Source organism: Sphingomonas sp. RS6, from assembly GCF_054489705.1.
In genome coordinates, this window is sequence record NZ_JBTMWM010000016.1 from 1 (window position 1) to 21,159 (window position 21,159).

Sequence of the window (21,159 nt, forward strand, 5' to 3'; positions counted from 1 at the left end):
AAGGCGTTGGATTCCTCGGCGGTCGAGAAGCCGGCATATTGCCGGATCGTCCAGGGGCGCCCGGCATACATCGAGGCGCGCACGCCGCGGGTGAAGGGCGCGAAGCCGGGCAGGCCGGTGTCGACATCGGCGACGTCGTCGGCCGTATAGAGTGGCTTGACGGCGATGCCTTCCGGCGTCTGCCAGGTCAGGTCCTTGCCTTTCACTTCCTTCGCGGCAGCGGCGGACCATTGGTCGAGCGAGGGTTTGTCGCTCATGCTCCCTCTCCCCCCGTGGGATAGGGAGGGAGCGCGCGGAAGGGTGAGGGGGAAAGGGGCGAGAAGGCTATGTCCCCCTCACCCTTCCCACCGCCTGCGGCGGCGGGCCCCTTCCCTCTCCCACAAGGGGAGAGGGAGAAAAGATCAATGCTCCCCACGCGGCGTCTCCATGATTTCGGTGAGCACCCCGCCCATATCCTTGGGATGCACGAAGAAGATCGGCGTGCCATGCGCGCCGATGCGCGGCTCGCCGAGTACCTTCGCACCTTTCGCGTCGAACCAGGCCTTGGCCTCGTGAATGTCGGGCACTTCGTAGCAAAGATGGTGCTGCCCACCCGCCGGGTTCTTCACGAGGAAGCCGTGGATTGGCGATGTCTCGCCCAACGGCTCGATCAGCTCGATCTGACTGTTGGGGGTGTCGACGAAGCACACCTTCACGCCCTGCGCCGGCAGGTCGAACGGCTCGCGGATCACCGTCGCGCCCATCACGTCGCTATAGAAGGCGATCGACGCTTCGATCGACGGCGTGGCTACGCCGACATGGTTGAGGCGGCCGAGTTTCATATGCGCTCCCCTTCCGCTTGCGGGAGAGGCTGGAGCCATTCCCGACGGTCAGCGGCGACGGTCGTCCCCTCCCCTGGTCCCTCCCGCAAGCGGGAGGGGAACTCACAGCGGAATATTGTCATGCTTCTTCCACGGGTTCTCGAGCTGCTTGTTGCGCAGCTTGCGCAAGCCCAGTGCGATCCGGCGGCGGGTGGAATGCGGCATGATGACCTCGTCCACGAACCCCTTGCTCGCCGCCACGAACGGATTGGCGAAGCGCGCCTCGTACTCGGCGGTGCGCTCGGCGATCTCCTCGGGCGTCCTGCCGCGGAAGATGATCTCCACCGCGCCCTTGGCGCCCATCACCGCGATTTCCGCCGTGGGCCAAGCATAGTTGAGGTCGCCGCGCAGGTGCTTCGAGGCCATCACGTCATACGCGCCACCATAGGCCTTGCGCGTGATGACCGTGATCTTCGGCACCGTCGCCTCGGCATAGGCGAACAGCAGCTTGGCGCCGTGCTTGATGATGCCCGAATGCTCCTGGCCGACACCCGGCAGGAAGCCCGGTACGTCGACAAAGGTGACGATCGGGATCTCGAACGCATCGCAGAAGCGGACGAACCGCGCCGCCTTTTTCGAGGCGTTGATGTCGAGGCAGCCCGCCAGCACCATCGGCTGGTTCGCCACCAGGCCCACCGTGCGCCCCTCAATCCGGCCGAAGCCGATCAGGATGTTGCCGGCATGGCCCGGCTGCAGCTCGAAAAACTCGCCTTCGTCGAGCGTCTTCCGGATCAGCTCGTGCATGTCGTACGGCTGGTTGGCGCTGGGTGGGATCAGCGTGTCGAGGCTCTCGTCGATGCGATCCCAGGGATCGTCGCAGGGCCGCTCGGGCGGCGCCTCGCGGTTCGAGCCGGGAAGGAAGTCCACGAAGTCGCGGGCCGCGAGCAGCGCCTCGATGTCGTTGTCGAACGCCACGTCAGCGACCCCCGACTTCGTGGTATGCGTCACCGCTCCACCCAGCTCCTCCTGCGTGACGATCTCGTTGGTAACGGTCTTCACTACATCCGGGCCGGTGACGAACATGTAACTGCTGTCTTTCACCATGAAGATGAAGTCGGTCATCGCAGGGCTGTAGACGGCACCGCCGGCACAGGGACCCATGATGAGCGAAAGCTGCGGGACGACGCCCGAAGCCAGCACGTTACGTTGGAATACTTCGGCATAGCCGCCGAGCGAGGCGACGCCTTCTTGAATGCGCGCGCCGCCACTGTCGTTGAGGCCGATCACGGGCGCGCCGACCTTCATCGCCATGTCCATGATCTTGCAGATCTTCTGCGCGTGCCGCTCCGAGAGCGAGCCGCCGAATACGGTGAAATCCTGGCTGAACACGAAGACGAGGCGGCCGTTGATCGTGCCCGATCCGGTGACCACGCCGTCGCCGGGGATCACCTGATCCTGCATACCGAAATCGGTGCAGTTGTGCTCGACATACATATCGAGCTCCTCGAAGCTGCCCTGATCCAGCAGCACGTCGATCCGCTCCCGCGCAGTCAGCTTGCCCTTGGCGTGCTGCGCGTCGATGCGCTTCTGCCCGCCACCCAGGCGAGCGCCAGCACGGCGGCGTTCCAGTTCCTCGATCGTCGACGACATCGGCATCTCTCTCCGTGGCCGGGCCTTGTGCAACGGGCCATGGCACGCCCGCAAATGCAATGTTGCAAAGTTGCGTTGGCAAGGTTTGCGGAATATCAAGGCAACCATGCAGAACGCCCCTGCCCCCGCCCCGCGCCGCCGCCTTTTCGAGGGCTTTCGCCTGCGCGAACTGCGGCGGCGGTTGGGGGTGCCGCAGGCAGGCATGGCGCAGCGGCTGGGGATTTCGGTTTCGTACCTGTCGCAGATCGAGAACAACGATCGCCCGATCACCGACGGCGTGCTGCTGGCGCTGGCGCGTGAATTTCCCGTCGAGGCAGCGGAGATCAACGGCGAAGCGGAGACGGCGGCGCTGCTGCGCGCGATCGACGCGGCGACGGACAGCGGTATCCCAACCGATCGGATGGACGAGGCCGATGTCCGCCGCGGCGTCGAGCAGCAGCCGCTGCTCGCCCGGCGGATGGTGGCGGTGCACGACGCCTGGCGCCGCAGCCAGGAACAGTTGCGCGTGCTCGACGACCGGTTTGACACCGGCTCGAGCGACGCGGCGCCGCTGCCCTGGGAGGAAGTGCGCGACTGGTTCCAGGCCGAGGGCAATTATATCGACGCGATCGACCGCTCGGCAGAGGCGCTGGCCGATGCGCTGGCGTTGGACGATGCCGATACGGTGCGCGCGTTCGAGGACAGATTGCGGCTGTGGCACGGGGTGCGGGTGGTTGGCGCGCAGGGTGATGGCAGCGACTTGAGCCGGTTCGACGAGGCGGGCCGTACGCTTGCGCTCAACCATGCGCTGCCGCCCGAAAGCCGCGCCTTCCTGCTCGCGCACCGGCTGGTCCGCTATGAATTCGCGAACGAGATGCATGCGGTGATCGCCGGCGCAGGGCTGGCCTCGCCGGCGGCGCGCGAATTGCTGAGCGTGGGACTGGCCAATTATGCCGCGGGGGCGCTGCTGATGCCCTACGGCCGGTTCCGCGCCGCCGCCTATGAAGTGCGCCACGACATCGACCAGCTGCGACAGCGCTTCGCGGTGAGTTTCGAACAGGCGTGCCACCGGCTGTCGACGCTGCAGCGGCCGGGGGCCCAGGGGCTGCCGATGTTCTTCTGCCGGGTGGACATGGCGGGAAACATCACCAAGCGGCACTCCGCCACCCGGCTGCAGTTTGCGGCGCTGGGCGGCGCCTGTCCCTTGTGGATCGTGCATGAAGCGGTGGCGATCCCGGATCGCATCCTCGTCCAGCTGGCCGAGATGCCCGACGGCACGCGCTATGTGTCGATGGCCAAGGGGCTGGTGAAACCCTCGGGCAGTTTCGCCCGCCCGCCGCGCCGCTATGCGGTCGCGCTGGGGTGCGAGGAGGCGCATGCGGCGGACTTCGTTTACGCCGATGCGCTGCGCACCGGGGGTGCTGCGACGCCGATCGGCGCATCCTGCCGCATCTGTCCGCGCCTCGATTGCGACCAGCGCGCCTTCCCGCCAGCAGGGTCGATGATCGAGATCGACCCGGACCGGCGGCGCGCGGTGCCCTACGGGTTTCGCTGAACCGCCTCAGTCGGCGCGCGAGCGGGTAGCGACATGGCCGCCCAACACGCTTTCCTGGTGCCGTTCGGTGGTGCTTTCGACCTGTTCGGCATCCTCTGCGCCGCCGCCGCGCGGCGGCTGGTCGACCCCGATGCTATCGCCTTCGGACCGGGGCGCTTCGTTGGCGCGGTTGCGGGGTTCGCGGTCGTCGAGGCTGCGCGAGCGCCCTTCATGCATACGGCGATCGTCGGTTGCCATTGTCTCTCTCCTGCTGCCTCCGCCTTCAACGCGCCCACCCCGAGCTTGTTGCGTGCCCCCGCCGTTTCGTGGCATACCCATAGTTCGAAAAACGATGTCGGAGAGGTGCAATGGCAACCGCGCTCGCGGGCAAGTCCCAGGTCAGCGATGCCGAGTGGGAGGCGCGGCAACAACTTGCCGCCTGTTACCGCGTGTTCGACATGCTCGGCTGGTCCGAGATGATCTACAACCACATCACCGTGAAGGTGCCGGATGCGGAAGGCGCGTTCCTGATCAACCCGTACGGCCTGCATTTCAGCGAGGTAAAGGCATCCAACCTCGTCAAGATCGACATCGACGGCAACAAGCTGGACGATTCGCCGTACCCGGTGAACCGCGCCGGCTTTGTCCAGCATTCCCTTTTTCACCGCCACTTGTCGGACGCGCACTGCATCATGCACAGCCACACCACCGCCGGGATGGCGGTCGCCTCGGTCGAAGGCGGGCTGCGGCCGACCAATTTCTATGCGTGCAACTTCATCGGCCAGATTGCCTACCATGACTTCGAAGGCGTGACGGTACGCGACGAGGAAGGCGCCCGGCTGATCGCCAGTCTGGGCGACAAGCGCGTGATGCTACTGCGCAACCACGGCATTCTGGCGATGGGCCGCACCTTGCCCGAAGCCTTTATCAAGCACTGGGCGCTGCAGCGGGCGTGCGAAATCCAGGTGGCGACCGCCAGCATGGGCACGCCGATCGAAATCCCGGCCGAGGTCGTCGCGGTCCACCAGCGCGACCTGCACATGGTGCAGATCCCAGGCGGCCCCGGCGCGGCCGACTTCGCGGCGATGGTGCGGCTCGTAGACCGCATCGACCGGAGCTGGCGCGACTGAACGTCAGCCGAAACGGAAGCCGCTGACCGCCCAGCCGAACACATGGTCGCGATAGTCGCAGGCGGCAGGCCCTTCCCCGCCCGCTCCCAGCGCGACCATCAGCGGCAGCAGATGCTCCTCGCGGGGATGCGCGAATTCGGCATAGGGCAAGTCACGCCAGGCGGTCACCCGTCCCGCCCGGCGGGCAGGGTCGGGATCGGTCGCGGCGTCGACAAGCGCCTTATCCCACGCATCGGCATAGGGCGTCACCGCCGGTCCGCGGGCACGCAAATTATGGAAGCTCATCCCCGATCCGACGATCAGCACGCCGTTGTCGCGCAGCGGCGCCAAGGCACGCCCGATCGCGATGTGCTGGGCGGGATCGAGATCGCTGCAGAGCGAAAGCTGGGCGAGCGGAATATCGGCGCCGGGCACGGCCACTTTCATTGGAATGAAGACGCCATGATCCCAGCCACGCATCTGCTCGATGCCGGTCGCGAACCCCGCCGCGTCCAGCAACGCCTTTGCCTGCAGCGCAAGCTCGGGCGCACCCGGGGCATCCCAGCGCAGCCGATAGGTATGCTCGGGGAAACCGAAATAATCGAACAGCAGCGGCTTACCGTCACCGGCATGAATGGTCACCGCCCGCTCCTCCCAATGACCCGATATCAGCAGGATGGCGCGCGGCCGTTCCGGCAGACTGGCGATCAGCCCCGCAAGATAGGCTTGCATCGGGCGCCACAACGGATCGGGCGGGCCGCCTTCCGGGTCCATGAAGAAGCAGGGGCCACCGCCATGCGGGATATAGAGAGCGGGCAAGGTCATTGGCGCAATGTTGCGCTCGCTCCCGCTGCCGACAATGCCGGTTTCGGAAACCCGTCGTTTCCCGCTAGGGTCGTCACCATGACTCGGTTCACCGTCAACAACCAGCCGGTCCAGTATGACATGGACCCGCAGACGCCGCTCCTCTGGGCGCTGCGCGACGCCTCCAACCTCACCGGCACCAAATATGGCTGCGGCACGGGCGATTGCGGCGCCTGCACCGTCGATATCGACGGCGCCGCGCGGCTCGCCTGCCGCGAAACGATCGGCGCGATCGAAGGCACGTTCGTCACCACGATCGAGGGGCTGTCGCCCGATCGCAGCCACCCGGTCCAGCAGGCATTCCTCGCGGCCAACCTCGTCCAATGCGGCTATTGCATTCCCGGCATGGTCATGGCGGCCGCCGTTCTCATCCGGAACAACCGCAACCCTTCGGAGGACGACATCAAAGGCGCGCTGCCCAATCTGTGCCGCTGCGGCATCTATCCTCGGCTGGTCGCGGCGGTGCAGGACGCCGCCCGTATCGCGCGCGGCGATGCGCCGATTGCCGGCCCGGATTCTACGCCAGAGCCGGAGAATTGAATCCTTTCAATCGTCTGTCAGCCAAGTTCAGGACCGGCTCAGCGATCAAGGCCGATAAGGCCATCATCGGCGCGGCGCCTTGCCGTCGCCCAAGGAGATCGGTTCGATGAAGAGGATGCTTTGGACGGCACTGGCCGCCGCAACCGCGCTGCTTCCCGCCGCCGCGATGGCGCAGGAACGCGGCGACCGCCACGGCGGTGACCAGCCGCGCGGCGGCGTTGAGCGTCCCGCCGGCACCAGCCGGTTCGATGGCGCACGTAGCCATGGCTGGCGCGGCGCGGGCCAGGATCGCAGCAACTGGCGCCGCCCTGATGCTCAGCGCAGCGATCGCGGTGATCGCGACCGCTTTCGTCCGCGCCCGGACGCGCCGGCGGGGCGGGACTGGCAGCGCCCGCAAACAAGGCCCGATGCCGGCCGCGGCGTCGTCACCACGCAGGACCAGCGGCGAAGCTGGGACGGAAACCGCGAATGGCGGCGCGACCGCGATACGCGAACCGGCGGGCGCGACGTAAACCGCGCGCAAGACTGGAACCGCAGCCGCGACTGGCGCCCGAACCGGGATTGGAACCGCGGCCGTGACTGGAATCGCGACGATCATCGCTGGCGCGGTGACAGGGGTCGCTGGCGCCACGACTGGCGCAACGATCGGCGCTATGACTGGCGCGGCTATCGCGGCGCCCATCGCAGCGCCTATCGGCTGCCGCGCTATTATCCGCCGCATGGCTGGAACTATGGCTATCGCCGCTTCTCGATCGGCTTCCGGCTGAATTCGTTCCTGTTCGCACCGCGCTACTGGATCAGCGATCCCTATGCCTATCGCCTGCCCGACGTGTGGGGCCCGTATCGCTGGGTGCGCTATTATGACGACGCGCTGCTTGTCGATGTCGATACCGGCGAAGTGGTCGACGTGATCCACGGCATCTTCTGGTAGGCCCTTTCGCAACCCTGCCTGCACGCAGAACCTGGCCGGCGCGCGCGCCGGCCGCTTTTTTGGGCAGGCCCCGCACGCGCTTGCAATCCCGCCCGCGAACCGCAAAGGATCGCAGCGTGAGCAAGACGAACGGACATGCGACGGGATCGCCCTCCACACTGCGGGCGCGGATCGGCAAGGATGTGGCGGCGCGGCTGGAGGCCAATCCGCAGGTGCGCCGGGCCAAGGTTGATCGCGTGCCGATGTTCACCCATCCAGCGTTCCTAAGCGACGCCGAATGCGACACGCTGATCGCGCTGATCGACAGCAATTCGCGCCCGTCCACCCTGCTCGCCACGTCGAACGACCCCGAATACCGCACCAGCGACAGTTCGGATCTGTATCGCTGGGCGGACGAGGTGCGCGTCATCGACGATCGCATCGCCGATCTGCTCGGCATCCCCTCCGAAAATGCGGAAACGATGCAGGGGCAGCGCTATTCGCCGAACCAGCAGTTCCGCGCGCATTGCGACTATTTCCACGAGAACAGCGCCTATTGGAACCAGATGGTCCAGACCGGCGGCCAGCGCACCTGGACCGCGATGGTCTATCTCAACGATGTCGAGGAAGGCGGCGCGACGTGGTTTCCCCGCGCGGGCATCCGCTTCAAGCCGAAGCGCGGCCTGCTCGTGATCTGGAACAACATGGATGCCGATGGCAGCCCCAATTACGACACGCTCCATGAGGGCACGCGCGTGGTCGAGGGCACGAAATACATCATCACCAAGTGGTTCCGCGAAAGCGCCTGGATCCGGACCAACATCCAGACCTATCGCTCGCCGGGCGTAGAGACGGCGGAATAGGCTGTAGGGCCCGCGGCACCGCGAGCCCCCTCGACAATCCCACCAAGCCCGGCCAAATCCGGGTCATGTCCCCCGCCCTCAATATTCACCGATCGATCCTTGGCCAGCCCTGGCGCTGGCGCGGCCTCGCCGCCGATGGACGCGACGCCGGGTTCACGCCCGACGATCTCGTCACCCAGTTGCTGCTGACGCGAGGCGTCGATCGCGCTGACCTGGAGCGGCATCGCGCCCCCAGCATCCGCGCCTTCATGCCCGATCCATCGATCTTCCGCGACATGGATCGCGCCGCCGCCCGGCTCGCGGACGCCGTCGAGGGGCGCGAGGCGATCGCGATCTTCGGCGACTATGACGTTGATGGCGCCACGTCCGCGGCGCTGCTGATCCTGCTGCTGCGCGATCTGGATATAGAGGCGCGGCCCTATATCCCCGATCGGCTGATGGAGGGCTATGGCCCCTCGGGCGAGGCATTGGTGCGCCTGAAAACCGAAGGCGCCACGCTGATCGTCACGGTGGATTGCGGCGCTCAGGCATTCGAGGCGCTGGCGATGGCGAAGGCGGCGGACGCTGACGTCATCGTCGTCGATCATCACAAATGCGCCGCCGAATTGCCGGTTGCGCACGCGCTGGTCAATCCGAACCGGCTCGACGAGATCGAGGGTGCCGCGCACGGCCACCTGGCCGCGGTGGGCGTCGCGTTCCTGCTCGGCGCCGCGCTGATCCGCACGCTTCGGGCGCGCGGCTATTTCGCCGCGCGGGCCGAACCACGCTTGCTCGATCTGCTCGATATAGTCGCACTGGGCACGGTGGCCGACGTGGCGGCACTGCGCGGGCTCAACCGCGCGTTCGTCGCGCAGGGGCTGAAAGTGATGGCGCAGCGGCGCAACATCGGTCTGGCCGCGCTGATCGAGGCATCGCGGCTGAAGCGCGCGCCGACCTGCACCGATCTCGGCTTCGCGCTCGGGCCGCGGATCAATGCCGGCGGGCGGGTCGGCCGGTCGGACCTCGGTGTGCGCCTGCTGACGACGCGCGACCCGGACGAGGCGCGGACTATTGCCGGCGAACTAGACCTGCTGAACGAAGAGCGCCGCGCGATCGAAACCGAGGTGCAGGCGGCGGCGGAGCAGCTTTGCGCCTCCGGAGGCGGCGGGGCCGTCGCAGTGGTCGCCGGCGAGGGTTGGCATCCCGGCGTGATCGGTATCGTCGCCGGGCGGCTGAAGGAGCGGCTCGGCCGCCCCGTGATCGTGATCGCGGTCGGCGAGGACGGGATCGGCAAGGGATCCGGGCGCTCGATCCCGGGCGTCGACCTCGGCGCGGCGGTGCTCGCGGCGAAAGACGCCGGTCTGCTGATCGCGGGCGGCGGTCATGCGATGGCCTGCGGAGTGACCGTCGCGACGGATCGGGTGCCGGCGCTTGCGTCGTTCCTTGAGGACCGGCTGGCCGAGCGCGTGACGGCGGCGCGCGACGAACGGGCGCTGCTTCTCGACGCGGTCGTCGCGCCCACCGGCGTCACGCCGGCGCTGGTCGAGGCGATGGAGGCGGGCGGCCCCTATGGCATGGGCTGGCCCGCCCCCCGAATCGCGGTGGGCGCGGCGCGCATCATCAAGGCCGATCTGGTCGGCACCGGCGGCCACGTGCGCGCGATCGTCGCCGGTCCGGACGGCCGATCGATCAAGGCCGTGGCGTTCCGCCAGGCCGATACCGAGCTGGGCCAGGCCCTGCTCTCCGCCCCTTCCCACCGCCGTCTGTGGCTCGCCGGACGCGCGAAGATCGACGATTGGGCCAGCCGCCCGGCAGCCGAATTGCACATCGAAGATGCAGCCTGGGCCGATTGAGTGCTTGACGCCCGCAAATTCCCCCCCTATTCGGCCGCTCCAGCCACACAGCTGGCCCCTTCGTCTAGCGGTTAGGACGCGGCCCTTTCACGGCTGAAACACGGGTTCGATTCCCGTAGGGGTCACCATTTTCAAGCAGAATATTGCGCACGTTCGCAGTTTTTGTCGATGTTGTGTGGGGCGCATGCACTTTTCGTCCCATACTTCTTTGCTGCGGCAGTGGCATGGTGTCGAATCCCGTGAGCAGATGATTCCGATCCTCGGCTTGGGATTTACTTGGTCAAGCTTTTGGCGACCGTCCTTGGCCGGAAGTAAGCGGCCCGACGGGCCGGCCCTTTCCCGGCGTAATCTCCGCCTAAATTTCGAGCGGTCTTGCCGATCTGCTCGCTCCCGGGCAATCCGAGATAATCGCCGGCAAAATTTGGCGCGTCTGGCAAATTTTCAAGCGAAACCCTACGGTTCCTCCGCACAGGATGGACCTTCATCCATGATGGTCCAGCAGCTGGCGAAGACAGCATCGGAGGCGAGGGCGGATGACAAGCGGCAGATGGATGAGGCGCGTGCTGACCTGCATAAAGTGATCGGAAGAATCGACGGGATCATCGTGCGGGCGCAGTCGACGGGTCATCAGCGCAAGCGCGAGCTATGGATGATGGCGGCAGCATTCCTTGCGGGGATTTTGCTTTGGTCGTTCTCGCCAGGAATGGTTGCGGGGTCCCCGCCGGAAAGCTGGCATGCGGCGCAGTGGATGGCGGCGCGGACGTTCGGGACGGATCAGGCCACTTCTGACGATCAGGTTGTCGACCATGGCCAGACACCTAAGAAACAAGACTGATTATGGGAGTTCGCAGCCATTTGTACGTGGTATCCCGAACCGCAGCACTTGTAAGAAGCGGACAATAGTCCTCCCTTGACCTGCGTCGCCCTCCCGCGCGAGCCTTGTGCACGTAAGAACGCCTCGTCGCGTTCGCCTCCGTCTCCGCGCTGTCTTCCAGCAGCCTGCATGCGATCCACGCGCGCCATACCGCTGAGGGTACGCTTTTCCTTTTGCTGGCGGTCAGGCCCCGCTCCGGCGCAGATCGAAACCATTGTGTTGCGACAAGCGGTTGAATCCGCCCAAGTCGCATCCCTGATAGCGTAACCGGCTCATCGCAGGAAGAACTCAACCGGAACCACCAGTTCAATGCTGTCTCCCCTCACCTCTTCAGGTGGTTTGGGCAGCGGCGACGCCCGTTTCGGCAATGACAGCGCTTCATTGTCGAGCGGCCGGAAACCGGACGAGCGTTCCAGTTGAACGGACTGCACCACACCGTCGCGATTCATCACGAAACGGATATAGGGCACCCCCTGCTGTCGGCGGAACGAGGCTTCGCGCGGATAGCGCTTCACCTTGTTCAGCGCGGCCAGCACCTTACCTTGCCAGGTCGGCTTTGCATCGGATGGCTGCGGCGCGGGCGGCACAGGCTTGGGCTCCGGCGCAGCCTTTTCCTTGGGCGGCGCCGGCTCGGGTGACGGCTTCGCCACGGCGGCCGGCAAGGGCATATCGCTCGCCAGCTGAACTTCAGGTGGCGAAATCTTTGGCAGAACGGTTTCCGGCTCGTTCCTTTCCTGCTGCACCTTTTCCGGTTCGGGCGGAGCCTCCTGAACCGGTTCGGGCGGCGCTGCCGGCGGGGCAACATCGAAGATGGTCAGGGCGGCGGGCTGCTCCACGACCTGGTAGGTCGTCCAGGTGAGCAGCGCCCCGGCCGCGAACAGCAGAACGACCAGCATCGTACCGCCGACGCCACACAAGCGGGTCCGCAGGCTCGTCGGCTGGTCGGCATAGCGCGAAGGCCCCCACACCTCCGACGGCGCAGACGGGCCCGCGGCGGGTACCGGGGCGCAGCCCGGCCTTTCGTCGCGGTCCTGCATCATTTGCTCATCGTCTATCGCGAGATCGAACATCGGGCTCCTCACCCTTTCGCGCCTGGCAGCAAGGCGAGCAGGATAAACGCGGTGGGGCCGGCCACCAATGCCAGCAACTTCCAGGCCCTTGCCGCACTACGGGCATGGAATACCGTCATCACGATCAGGGCAAAGACGGCAAAGCTGGCCAGCGTCGCGGCTGTCACCGCCTCGACGGGGTCCATGCCGAGCCTTCCAAGCAACAGGGACAGGGCGGCGGTTACGAGTGCGGTAACGCCGTACGCGCCCAGCGTTCCGGCAAGGCTCTGCGCCGCCACGGACCAGCGGCTACGAACCTGTTTACCCAGAGCGGTTCCCTGCGCCATCAGCCGGCGACATCCGGCAGTGTGGCGTTCGTGCATGTCTCCATCATGGCAACTCCCGAAGCACGGAGGACAGGGCGGGTAGGACGCGCGCTCAGCACCGCGCCCTCGACGTACCGCGTTCCCGATATACGTTGGCAGCGACGACCAGTGCGGCGGCAATGGTCGTCCATCCGAACCATGTCACTGCGCCATAGCCCCAGCCAAGCCCCGCGACGGCGATCGCGAAAGCCAGCGCCAACGCCGTGAAACCGCTGAGGCGCACTGCGCGACACAGGCTGGGGGACAGTCTCCGCTGTAGCCATGCCTGCTGGTGCCGGGACATGGCAACCAACAGGAACGCAAAGCCAACCAGCGACAAAAGGAAGGTCATGATGTCGGTCATATGGTCGCCTCCAGCGAAACACGCGGCTGGCGCCGGGTGACGGTCGTCGGCTGGTGGGTGGCGACTTTCCTCGCCGCGAAAGCATAGCCTGCCGCCGCCGCCAGCATGACCAGGTCAAACCCCGCAAAGATCCAGTCGCCGGCGATCAGGCTGGGGATCAGGCCCCGCGCCGTGGTCAGCGCATTGACGGCCGGAACCAGTGCATAGAGCCCGGCACAGACGGCCAGCGCCTCGGTCCAGGCTCTTCTGACCGGCCGGGCAATCGTCCAGGTGAAGATGGCTCCCCAGGCGATGAACAGGCTGTTGATCTCCCAATCCGCGCGGTGGTCCAGATCGAAAGGCAACAGCCTGTTGGCAAGGAAATAGACGGCCAGCCCGCCGCACGACCCTGCAATCACGCCGATGTTCAGCCGCTCGACGAGCCGGAATCCGACATGGGGTCGCGCCGGATCGGGCAGCTTCGCACGCCGCTTGACCGTCCACAGAACCAGGCCACTCCCCACCATGATCGTACCGCCCAAGCCGGCAAGAAAATACAGCCACCGCAATACCGGTCCGGAGAAGCGCCCCGCATGCAGGTCGACCATCACATACTGTGTGGCCCGCGCGCCGCCCGGCGCCGCGTCGCCGCCGAGCATTTCACCCGTGGCCGCGTTCAGATACACCGCTTCGCGTCGCCCGCCGAGCATCCCGTCGCCCGGTCCGACCGAAGCCACTGCGCCCTGCGCGCCCGGCCGATCGATACCGACATAGCCCGCCTTTTCCCCCTGCCATTGCCGTTCGGCGCGGGCGATGATCTCGTGCAGGGGCAGCGGCGGACCGGCGGGGCCTGACGACGCGATTGGAGAAGCCGGCGGAAATGCCTTTTCATAATAGGCGTCCACGCTGCCGAACGTCGCATTCGCGCCCCAGGGCATCAGCGTGAACAGCAAGGTGACCAGCCCGGTATAGGTGATCATCAGATGAAACGGCAGCGCGAGCACTGCCGTCACGTTGTGTGCGTCAAGCCAGCTTCGCTGCCCCTTGCCAAACCGAAGCATGAAGAAGTCGGCAAATATCTTCTTGTGCGTGATGATGCCTGAAAGGATCGCGACGAGCATGCCCATCGCTGCCGCGATCACCAGATAGCGCGCCCACATCACCGGCAGATAGTGAAGATCGAAGTGCATACGGTAGAGGAAGAAGCCGCCGGCGCTTTCGCGCACGGCGACTTCATTGCCCGTTTCGGGGTCGAGCTTCACTTCCACCCGATCCTGCCAGCCGCCGCCCTTGGGCAGCCAGGAGACGGTCAGGGCCTCATTGCTCCGGCCGGTCGGGAGCGCGACATTCCAGCTTTCTGCTCCTGCGGCGCGAGCCTGCAACACGGCGCTCGCCCGTTCCAAGGCATGCGTCGTAACCGGCGCACGCCGTAGTTCGGGGTGCATCCAGCCGTCGATCTCCATCTGGAAGAACGCGGTGGTGCCGAACAGGAACACCACGAACAGCAGCCATCCGGGCAGGAGACCCGTCCAGGTGTGAAGCCATGCCATCGACTGGCGAAGCGTTTCCTTCATGGCGCGTCCCCTGTCACGACTGCCTCAGAAATTCGCGCGCAAGGTGCCGACGATGCGGCGCGCCTCGCCATAGGTCGCGAAATAGGCGATGCTGGAATAATAGCGCTTGTCGAACAGGTTAGTCGCGTTGACCGACAGCGAGAGGTTGGGCGTGAGCGCGTAGCGGGCAAAGGCGTCCACCACGGCATAGGCCTTTTGCTCGGCGATCGTCAGGCCGTCGGCGACGCCGCTGATGTCGGCATAGGTCCGGCTGTTCCACAGCAGGTTGCTGCCAATGGTCAGCCCCTGCACGCCCGCGCCCGACAGGTCGTAGCTGGTGAACATCCGCAGGCTGTCGCGCGGCACCTGGGTGTTGAGCGGCGATCCGTCGCGATCCTTGACCTTCACATGGCTGAACCCGCCGGAAAGCTTCCAGCCCGGCAGCGGCTCACCCCCGGCTTCGAGTTCGAACCCTTCCGACTGGGTGCCGTCGACAGCCTCGTAGACATAGTCGCCGGTCGGCCCCAGGACATCCGGCACATAGACCGCGAAGTTCGACTGGCGGATGTTGAACCAGGCACCCGACAGGTTCAGGCGCCCGTCGAGCAGCCCGGCCTTGGCGCCGATCTCGTAATTCTTGCCGATCAGCGGATCGAGATAGTTGCCGTTGATGTCGCGATAGGACTGCGGCGAGAAGATGCTGGTGTAGCTGGCATAGAGCGAAACGTTGCGCGTCACGTCCAGGATGACGCCGGCATAGGGGGTGAACTCGCCCGTCGCTGTGGTACGGCTCACCGTGCGCGCGCCGTCGGTCGGCTGGTTCCAGTACTCGCGGCGCCAGTCCGTCAGCCGCCCCCCGGCAATGACCGACAGAATCGGCAGCGGCTTGACCCGCAGGGTTGCGAAGCCGGCCGTCTGCTTCTCGTCATTGCCATATTGGCCGAGATAGGGCCAATCGGGCTCGGGCAGGCCATCGCCCTGCCAGCTATAATAGTTCGGGATCGACGGATCATAACCGTCGAAGAACCAGATCTGATAATCGTCCCCGCCCTCCTTGGTGGCGTAATGGCTCGCGCCGACCATCAGCAGGTCGTCGTCGCTGAAGATGCGCAGCGGCCCGGACGCGGTGCCGACGATGCTCGTCATCCGCTGGTCGTCCGCCCAGCGGCCCGGCCAGATGCCGACGCCGGTACCGTCCGCGTTCAGCGCCCCCCGCAGCGCATAGCCGAAGACCATGTCATAGGTCTTGCGCGTCCAGTCGAGATCGGCGCGGAGCGACCATTCCCCCACCTTCTGCTCGATCGACCCGAAGGCGCTGAGCGAATCGCGATCGTAGCGCGTCCAGTCGGTCACGGTGTTGCGCGAACGGGAGAAGTTCGTCGGCGTGCCGTCGGTGGTAACGATCGGGACGCCCGCCATGTTCGCATCGTCGGAACTGCGCTTCAGGTAATCGATGCCGACGCGCAGCAGCGTGGTTTCGGTCAGGTCGGCTTCCACCGTGCCGTAGAAGACGCTGCGATGCGAGGTTGCCCGATCGATGTTGAGGCCGCCATCCTGGTAGGCCGCGACGACGCGCGCGCGTACGCGACCAGCCTTGTCGAGCGGACCGCCAACATCGGCAAGGCCGCGAACATAGTCCCAGCTGCCGCCCTGCGCCTCCAGCTGCACCTGCCACTCGCCCGGCGCGCGCTTGCGAACGAGGTTGACGGTCGCCGAAGGGTTGCCCGAGCCGTTGAGCAGGCCCGATGCGCCGCGGATCACCTCGACGCGATCATAGATCGCCAGATCGGCATAGGCATCGCCAAAGCCATAGGCGGTCGGCCGGGCGATGCCGTCAACTTGCCAATTGTTGATTTCGAAACCGCGCGAGTAGAGCCCGCTCTGGTCGGAATCCGCCGAGCCACCCAGATTGTACGTGACGCCGACGGTCTGCGCCAACGCCTGCGAAATCTCGGTCAGGTTCTGGTCCTCGATCCGCTGCTGCGTGATGACCGTCACGCTCTGCGGCGTTTCGCGAAGCGTCAGCGGCATCCGCAGCGCGGTGGTCGTCACCGACGAGCTGTAGCTCCGCGTGCCTTCAGTTGTACCGACGTCGCTCGTCTGGATGGGCGGCGTGGTGGACGCCACACCGAAACCCGTATCGCCCTCCACCCGCACGGGCCCAAGCTGAACCGCGCCATTGGCCGACTGCTGCGGCGCGGGTTCGATCACCACCGATTGATCGGACAGCCAGCGAAAGGTGAGGCCAGTTCCAGCCAGCAGGCGGGACAACGCCTCGGCGGGAGCGAACGTGCCGGTCACACCGCCGGTCGAGCGGCCTCGCGTGCTGGCACTTTCCGCCGTCACTTCCACCCCGGCCTGGCGCCCGAACAGGATCAGCGCATCGGGAAGCGACTGCGCAGAAATGTCGAAGGAACGCAGCCGATCGGATGGCTGGGCCACAGCCGGTGCCGAATCCAGAACTGCCACGGCGGATGCCGACGCCATCAGGAAAATCATGACCATCGCGCGGCGACGCGCGGCCGCCGGAGCGGATATCAGACGCATTACGAACCCCCAAATCTGACAAGCGGGGCCTCGCAGATAGCAATTGCGATTGATTTGCATCCGCATGACCCACAGCACAAGGACGCAGCGGCACCAACGGATTTTCAAAAATTTTTTGGGAATGTTTCAAGAGTTCTAATAAAGTACTGAATTTGCTAGATCATTCATGAATGATGATGAACCACGGCGTGATCTGCGTCACTCTGCCTCCCAGCGCGCCGATGATAGATCGAATGGCTTTCCCCGGATCACGCGGGTTGTAAACGCCATTCACTCGGCGCCCACCAAGCGCCTTGCTCGCCACGACGATCTTGCCTCTATACCAAGGCCGGATATCGTCGATAACGTCAGCCACGGTCCGGTCACGCGCATTGACCTCGCCCAATGACCAAGATGCGACCAGCGACGGCGGGGCGTGATCTTTGGTGATCCCGCCAGCATTCTTCATCGTGGCGATGTCACCCGTGCGGAGCAACACTGTGCCTCCACCATCCGGCAGGTCAACGCGCACCCGCCCATGCTGCACCCCCACTTCCGTTCGGGCGCTGAAGCGGCGAACATCGAACCCTGTACCCAGCACAGTGACGGTCACATCGCCGGCATGAACTCGAAAGGGGCGCGCCTTGTCCGGCGTCACCTCAAACAACGCCTCGCCCGCCAGTAGATCAATCCTGCGCTCGCCATCGATATAGTGGACGCCGATCGCGGAGCCAGGCCCCAGCCGAGCCGTCGAACCGTCCGCCAGAACGGCGGTCCGCAATTCGCCGGTACCGGTCCGATAATCACTTCGCAGGGCCAGCATCGCATCGGGAGCCAACCAGGCGGCCAACGCCATAGATGCAGCGATGACAAGGGTCCTGCCCCCGCCCAACCGACGCGGAGCGCGCGCGACATCAAGCAGACGACGTACCCGGCGCCGACGCCCGCGCTCATCATGCGCGAACTGCGCGGTGCCCAGCCCTGGATCCGCGAATTGGGGCTGGGTTTTGCCGATCAGGTCGTAGCTGTGGTTCAGGCTCGCCCAAGCCTCGACATGCCGATTGTCGGCATCCAACCAATGCTGAAACCGGGTACGCAGCTGCCGGTCAGCAGGGTGCTCGGTCAGCGCGAGCAGCCAGTCCGTAGCCTCGTCGACAATCCGATCCTGCGTATCCTTCACCGGCAGTGCACCGCCAACATCTGAAACAAGGCGAAGCCTTGCGCGCCAAATTGCCAATCGCCGCCAAGACGGAACGTCTCCCATGTTGAACAGACGAACCGATAAAACCGAATTTTCAAAACAAATTCTCTGCGGCTATTTGCTGGGACGGCGCCGGCGGTGACAATGCTTTATGCCATCCGCGACAAGCATATGGGCGAGACCGACAGAAATATCGAGCGACGCGGCTATTTCCGCAAGCGTGCACCCGCGAAAGCGGTGCATTTCCACCGCGAGCCGCGTTCGTTCGGGAAGCTCGCGAAGCGCATCGCGCACCCGATCCAATTCGTCGCGGGCAATGGCGACATCTTCCGGTGACGGCGCATCGCTGGCAAGCGAATCGATGACGTCGCCGATATCGCCGGCATGGCGCGCACCTTCCAGCGTCGCGCGCCGATTCTCGTCAATCGCCAGATTGCGAACGATTCGGTAGAGATACTGCCGGGGTTCTCGCAGCGTCATCGCTCTCCAGGCGCGTTGAAAGCGGAACCAAGCATCCTGCACCACGTCTTCCGCGCGGCTATCGTTGCCGGTGATGACGCGCGCATAATCGACCAGGGACGAACGATGCGACTGGAACAGTTCAAGCGCTGCATGCTCTCGTGGCACGGTCTTTAACATTCCCCCATTCGCAATTGAGCTCTGAAACCTCCTACGCCATCCTCCATGGCACAGTTGCGAATCGCTCTCACAAGCACCTTAATGGCGCACAGTTGTTCGGTCACGAGCGCATTTCGGGATGCGACCAGAATTCCCTTTAACGCCGCGGAGCGTGCCCCAGCGCTGCGTGCAGATCGGGCGGAAGGCGTCGCGCTTCTGCGGGGCCAGTCGGGGCGGACAACACGCGACCGTGCTCTGCGCGTCATACAGACCGCTTGCCAGAACGACGTCGATCCACGAGCTTGGCTCGCCGCACAATCACCCGTTATCTGCGAACTCAGCCCACTGTTTCATGTAAGCGCGGTCTGCAGGCCGCAGATTATGCGGCTTGCGCGGTTGGCTGATCGGCTGGCTGGTTCCAGTTCCACGGGAGGAGTTCGTCCCAGCGGCTGGCGGGCCAGTCGTCATCGGCGATCTTAGCAATGACGTCGGCGATATAGGCCTGCGGGTCGATGCCGTTGGCCTTGCACGTCTGTTTGACGGTATAGAGGGCGGCGGCGCGCTCACCGCCCATGCGCGAGCCGGCGAACAGCCAGTTGCGGCGGCCGATTGCCACGCCGCGCAGCGCGCGCTCGGCGATGTTGTTGTCGATCTCCAGCCGGCCATCGTCGAGGAAGCGGGACAGCGCCGGCCAGCGCTCGGTGCCATAGGCGATGGCCTTCGCCATGTCCGACTTGGGTGACATGCGGCGCAGCGCGGTGTCGAGCACTTCGCGCAAGGCGTCGACCAGCGGTTTGCTGCGTTCCTGCCGCGCCCGGTGCCGGATATCCGGTGGCTGGCCGCGCACCTCGGCCTCGACGGCGTAGAGCGCGCCGATCCGCTCCAGAATGTCGGTAGTCAACGGCGTGGAGGTGCGCTCATGCAGGTCAAAGATCTTGCGCCGGAAATGGGCCCAACAGGCCACTTCAGTGGCGCCGCCCCGATACAGCCCGTCATAGCCGGCATAGGCATCGGCCTGGAGGAAGCCGCGAAATCCGGCGAGATGCGCCAGTGGGTGCGCGGCGGTGCGGTCGGGCGTGAAGCGATACCAGGTCGCACGCGGCGCCGTGCTGCCCGAGGCCTGGTCGTCGGCCGCGTACACCCATAGCCGCCCGGTTGCGGTCTTGCCGCGGCCCGGGTCGAGTACCGGCACCGGCGTGTCGTCGGCGTGGATCTTGTCGGCTTTGAGGACTGCGTCACGGATGCGGGCGACGACCGGATCGAGCAACGCTGCGGCCTGTCCGGCCCAACCGGCCAGCGTCGAACGGTCGATGTCGAGCCCTTGCGCTGCCATCATCTCTGCCTGGCGGTACAGCGGCAGATGGTGCTCGAACTTCGACACCACGACATGCGTCAGCGTCGCGAAGCTGGCCTTGCCGCGCGCGACGGCGCTGGCCGGCGCGGGTGCCTGGACAATCTTCTCGCAGACCCGGCAGCTATATTTTGGGCGGACGTTGCGCACCACCCGCCAACGCACCGGCACCACGTCGAGCATCTCATGCGCATCCATGCCCAGCCGGCGCAGCGCGCCGCCGCAATCGGGGCAGGTGCAGGCGCCCGAGGCCGGTTCGTGGACGACCTCCTCGCGCGGCAGGTGCGCCGGCAGGCTGCGGACCGGTGCTGGCCGCGCGGTCGCTTCCGACGGGCGCTCCTCTATTGGCGCCGCATCGCGCTCGGCTTCCAGCTCTTCCAGCGCCAGTTCCAGCTGCTCGATCTCGCGGCCCAGCTTCTCGGACGAGGCGCCGAACTGCATCCGCCGCAGCCGCGCGATCTGCCCGCGCAAGCTGTCGATGAGCAGATCGCGGGCGGCGAGCGCGGCATTGGCCCGGGCCAGCAACGCCTCCAGCGCGGCGATCCGCGCGGTGGCATCAGCAGAGGAAACGGGCGCTTCCGACACCCGGATTTGCTAGCAGATCGCAGCGTTTAGGGCGAGCAAAAGCGACGCAAAACCGCCGGTTTCAGCCCGCCAGCGTCGGCGTGCAGGTCCGCTCCGGGCGGCGCCAGTCGATGCCCTCCAGCAGCATCGACAATTGCGCCGGTGTCAGCACCACCGTTCCGCTCGCCGTCACCGGCCAGACGAAGCGGCCCCGGTCGAGCCGCTTCGAAAACAGGCAAAGGCCTTGCCCGTCGAACCAGAGCAGCTTGACCAGATGCCCGCGCTTGCCCCGAAACGCGAACAGCGCGCCCGAATCCGGGTTTTGCGCCAGCACCTGCTGCACCAGCACTGCCAGACCATCGAACCCCTTGCGCATGTCGGTCACGCCGCACGCCAGATATACCTGCGTCGGCAACGGCGCCGGGCTCACCGCAGCACCGACAACACCCGTGCCAGCGCATCTGCATCCACCCCGCCGTCGACACTGATCCGAACACCGCCGCGCAACGCGATATCGATGCGCCCCGGCGAACAAGGCACCGGCGGCGGCGGCGCCACGACCGGCTCGGCGAGCCGAACTTCGGCAAACACCGGCAGCGAAGGCGCCGCCCCGGCCAGTCTGCCTTCGCGCAGC

General features: G+C 65.8%; 21 protein-coding genes, 1 tRNA gene and 1 pseudogene. 8 read left to right on the forward strand and 15 right to left on the reverse strand.

Features of this window, described 5'->3' with window-relative positions; genetic code table 11:
- The 3 genes from ACX40Y_RS17845 to ACX40Y_RS17855 all read right to left on the reverse strand — a co-directional run.
- Positions 1-257: methylmalonyl-CoA mutase family protein (locus ACX40Y_RS17845; RefSeq protein WP_459120927.1), on the reverse strand; the 257-nt coding region annotated here is incomplete at its 3' end.
- 144 nt (positions 258-401) lie between these two features.
- Complete coding sequence (mce, locus tag ACX40Y_RS17850; RefSeq protein WP_459120928.1) at positions 402-821, reverse strand: methylmalonyl-CoA epimerase; 420 nt, start codon at positions 819-821, stop codon at positions 402-404.
- 102 nt (positions 822-923) lie between these two features.
- Positions 924-2,450 (reverse strand): acyl-CoA carboxylase subunit beta, encoded by a 1,527-nt coding sequence (locus ACX40Y_RS17855; RefSeq protein ID WP_459120929.1) that lies wholly within the window; start codon positions 2,448-2,450, stop codon positions 924-926.
- A 106-nt stretch (positions 2,451-2,556) separates the two neighbouring features.
- Here ACX40Y_RS17855 and ACX40Y_RS17860 point away from each other — a divergent pair, with 106 nt between their 5' ends.
- The gene (locus tag ACX40Y_RS17860) at positions 2,557-3,984 is read left to right on the forward strand and encodes a helix-turn-helix domain-containing protein (RefSeq protein WP_459120930.1); all 1,428 of its coding nucleotides are present in this window, start codon (positions 2,557-2,559) and stop codon (positions 3,982-3,984) included.
- 6 nt (positions 3,985-3,990) lie between these two features.
- On the opposite strand, the gene ACX40Y_RS17865 is transcribed toward ACX40Y_RS17860, so the two are convergent.
- Positions 3,991-4,221, reverse strand: coding sequence for a hypothetical protein (locus ACX40Y_RS17865; protein ID WP_459120931.1), 231 nt, complete (start codon positions 4,219-4,221; stop codon positions 3,991-3,993).
- Between the two features lie 110 nt (positions 4,222-4,331).
- On the opposite strand from ACX40Y_RS17865, the gene ACX40Y_RS17870 reads away from it, so the two are divergent.
- Entirely contained in the window at positions 4,332-5,093 is a 762-nt protein-coding gene (locus ACX40Y_RS17870; protein ID WP_459120932.1) for a class II aldolase/adducin family protein, read from the forward strand.
- A gap of 3 nt (positions 5,094-5,096) precedes the next feature.
- On the opposite strand, the gene ACX40Y_RS17875 is transcribed toward ACX40Y_RS17870, so the two are convergent.
- Positions 5,097-5,897: a DODA-type extradiol aromatic ring-opening family dioxygenase gene (locus ACX40Y_RS17875; protein WP_459120933.1), complete on the reverse strand. Its 801-nt coding sequence runs from the start codon at positions 5,895-5,897 to the stop codon at positions 5,097-5,099.
- Positions 5,898-5,975: 78 nt separating this feature from the next.
- Here ACX40Y_RS17875 and ACX40Y_RS17880 point away from each other — a divergent pair, with 78 nt between their 5' ends.
- The 6 genes from ACX40Y_RS17880 to ACX40Y_RS17905 all read left to right on the forward strand — a co-directional run bounded on the left by ACX40Y_RS17880 (position 5,976) and on the right by ACX40Y_RS17905 (position 10,916).
- Positions 5,976-6,476 (forward strand): (2Fe-2S)-binding protein, encoded by a 501-nt coding sequence (locus ACX40Y_RS17880; RefSeq protein ID WP_459120934.1) that lies wholly within the window; start codon positions 5,976-5,978, stop codon positions 6,474-6,476.
- A gap of 106 nt (positions 6,477-6,582) precedes the next feature.
- Entirely contained in the window at positions 6,583-7,407 is an 825-nt protein-coding gene (locus ACX40Y_RS17885; RefSeq protein WP_459120935.1) for an RcnB family protein, read from the forward strand.
- Between the two features lie 116 nt (positions 7,408-7,523).
- Positions 7,524-8,249 carry a 2OG-Fe(II) oxygenase gene (locus ACX40Y_RS17890; RefSeq protein ID WP_459120936.1) on the forward strand — a complete coding sequence of 242 codons (726 nt, stop codon included), beginning with the start codon at positions 7,524-7,526 and terminating at the stop codon, positions 8,247-8,249.
- Positions 8,250-8,314: 65 nt separating this feature from the next.
- Positions 8,315-10,081, forward strand: a complete 1,767-nt coding sequence (gene recJ / locus ACX40Y_RS17895) for a single-stranded-DNA-specific exonuclease RecJ (protein ID WP_459120937.1) — start codon at positions 8,315-8,317, stop codon at positions 10,079-10,081.
- A gap of 53 nt (positions 10,082-10,134) precedes the next feature.
- Positions 10,135-10,209 (forward strand) — tRNA-Glu (locus ACX40Y_RS17900).
- 362 nt (positions 10,210-10,571) lie between these two features.
- Complete coding sequence (locus tag ACX40Y_RS17905; protein ID WP_459120938.1) at positions 10,572-10,916, forward strand: hypothetical protein; 345 nt, start codon at positions 10,572-10,574, stop codon at positions 10,914-10,916.
- Positions 10,917-11,227: 311 nt separating this feature from the next.
- On the opposite strand, the gene ACX40Y_RS17910 is transcribed toward ACX40Y_RS17905, so the two are convergent.
- The 10 genes and pseudogenes from ACX40Y_RS17910 to ACX40Y_RS17955 all read right to left on the reverse strand — a co-directional run.
- Positions 11,228-12,025 carry an energy transducer TonB family protein gene (locus ACX40Y_RS17910; protein ID WP_459120939.1) on the reverse strand — a complete coding sequence of 266 codons (798 nt, stop codon included), beginning with the start codon at positions 12,023-12,025 and terminating at the stop codon, positions 11,228-11,230.
- Between the two features lie 8 nt (positions 12,026-12,033).
- Positions 12,034-12,387, reverse strand: a complete 354-nt coding sequence (locus ACX40Y_RS17915) for a hypothetical protein (protein WP_459120940.1) — start codon at positions 12,385-12,387, stop codon at positions 12,034-12,036.
- A gap of 55 nt (positions 12,388-12,442) precedes the next feature.
- Positions 12,443-12,733, reverse strand: coding sequence for a DUF3325 domain-containing protein (locus ACX40Y_RS17920; protein WP_459120941.1), 291 nt, complete (start codon positions 12,731-12,733; stop codon positions 12,443-12,445).
- The gene (locus ACX40Y_RS17925; RefSeq protein WP_459120942.1) at positions 12,730-14,286 is read right to left on the reverse strand and encodes a PepSY-associated TM helix domain-containing protein; all 1,557 of its coding nucleotides are present in this window, start codon (positions 14,284-14,286) and stop codon (positions 12,730-12,732) included. The genes ACX40Y_RS17920 and ACX40Y_RS17925 overlap by 4 nt, the downstream gene beginning before the upstream one ends.
- A 24-nt stretch (positions 14,287-14,310) precedes the next feature.
- Entirely contained in the window at positions 14,311-16,734 is a 2,424-nt protein-coding gene (locus tag ACX40Y_RS17930; protein ID WP_459120943.1) for a TonB-dependent siderophore receptor, read from the reverse strand.
- Positions 16,735-16,972: 238 nt separating this feature from the next.
- Positions 16,973-18,055, reverse strand: coding sequence for a FecR family protein (locus ACX40Y_RS17935; protein ID WP_459120944.1), 1,083 nt, complete (start codon positions 18,053-18,055; stop codon positions 16,973-16,975).
- Between the two features lie 51 nt (positions 18,056-18,106).
- Positions 18,107-18,631 (reverse strand): sigma-70 family RNA polymerase sigma factor, encoded by a 525-nt coding sequence (locus tag ACX40Y_RS17940; protein WP_459120945.1) that lies wholly within the window; start codon positions 18,629-18,631, stop codon positions 18,107-18,109.
- A 358-nt stretch (positions 18,632-18,989) separates the two neighbouring features.
- On the reverse strand, positions 18,990-20,552 hold the full coding sequence (gene tnpC, locus ACX40Y_RS17945) for an IS66 family transposase (RefSeq protein WP_459120946.1): 1,563 nt from the start codon (positions 20,550-20,552) through the stop codon (positions 18,990-18,992).
- 55 nt (positions 20,553-20,607) lie between these two features.
- Positions 20,608-20,940, reverse strand: a complete 333-nt coding sequence (gene tnpB, locus ACX40Y_RS17950; RefSeq protein WP_459120947.1) for an IS66 family insertion sequence element accessory protein TnpB — start codon at positions 20,938-20,940, stop codon at positions 20,608-20,610.
- An 11-nt stretch (positions 20,941-20,951) separates the two neighbouring features.
- Positions 20,952-21,159 (reverse strand): annotated as a pseudogene (locus tag ACX40Y_RS17955) (IS66 family insertion sequence element accessory protein TnpB); the annotation flags it as partial.

What these genes read in the sequence shown, in the direction of transcription:
- ACX40Y_RS17880 (WP_459120934.1), top strand. Translation starts at nt 5,976, where the DNA reads ATGACTCGGTTCACCGTCAACAACCAGCCGGTCCAGTATGACATGGAC.
- recJ (WP_459120937.1), top strand. Translation starts at nt 8,315, where the DNA reads ATGTCCCCCGCCCTCAATATTCACCGATCGATCCTTGGCCAGCCCTGG.
- ACX40Y_RS17925 (WP_459120942.1), bottom strand. Translation starts at nt 14,286, where the DNA reads ATGAAGGAAACGCTTCGCCAGTCGATGGCATGGCTTCACACCTGGACG.
- ACX40Y_RS17865 (WP_459120931.1), bottom strand. Translation starts at nt 4,221, where the DNA reads ATGGCAACCGACGATCGCCGTATGCATGAAGGGCGCTCGCGCAGCCTC.
- ACX40Y_RS17940 (WP_459120945.1), bottom strand. Translation starts at nt 18,631, where the DNA reads ATGTTAAAGACCGTGCCACGAGAGCATGCAGCGCTTGAACTGTTCCAG.
- ACX40Y_RS17915 (WP_459120940.1), bottom strand. Translation starts at nt 12,387, where the DNA reads ATGCACGAACGCCACACTGCCGGATGTCGCCGGCTGATGGCGCAGGGA.
- ACX40Y_RS17855 (WP_459120929.1), bottom strand. Translation starts at nt 2,450, where the DNA reads ATGTCGTCGACGATCGAGGAACTGGAACGCCGCCGTGCTGGCGCTCGC.
- ACX40Y_RS17935 (WP_459120944.1), bottom strand. Translation starts at nt 18,055, where the DNA reads ATGGGAGACGTTCCGTCTTGGCGGCGATTGGCAATTTGGCGCGCAAGG.
- ACX40Y_RS17875 (WP_459120933.1), bottom strand. Translation starts at nt 5,897, where the DNA reads ATGACCTTGCCCGCTCTCTATATCCCGCATGGCGGTGGCCCCTGCTTC.
- ACX40Y_RS17920 (WP_459120941.1), bottom strand. Translation starts at nt 12,733, where the DNA reads ATGACCGACATCATGACCTTCCTTTTGTCGCTGGTTGGCTTTGCGTTC.
- ACX40Y_RS17905 (WP_459120938.1), top strand. Translation starts at nt 10,572, where the DNA reads ATGGTCCAGCAGCTGGCGAAGACAGCATCGGAGGCGAGGGCGGATGAC.
- ACX40Y_RS17885 (WP_459120935.1), top strand. Translation starts at nt 6,583, where the DNA reads ATGAAGAGGATGCTTTGGACGGCACTGGCCGCCGCAACCGCGCTGCTT.
- ACX40Y_RS17870 (WP_459120932.1), top strand. Translation starts at nt 4,332, where the DNA reads ATGGCAACCGCGCTCGCGGGCAAGTCCCAGGTCAGCGATGCCGAGTGG.
- ACX40Y_RS17860 (WP_459120930.1), top strand. Translation starts at nt 2,557, where the DNA reads ATGCAGAACGCCCCTGCCCCCGCCCCGCGCCGCCGCCTTTTCGAGGGC.
- ACX40Y_RS17910 (WP_459120939.1), bottom strand. Translation starts at nt 12,025, where the DNA reads ATGTTCGATCTCGCGATAGACGATGAGCAAATGATGCAGGACCGCGAC.
- mce (WP_459120928.1), bottom strand. Translation starts at nt 821, where the DNA reads ATGAAACTCGGCCGCCTCAACCATGTCGGCGTAGCCACGCCGTCGATC.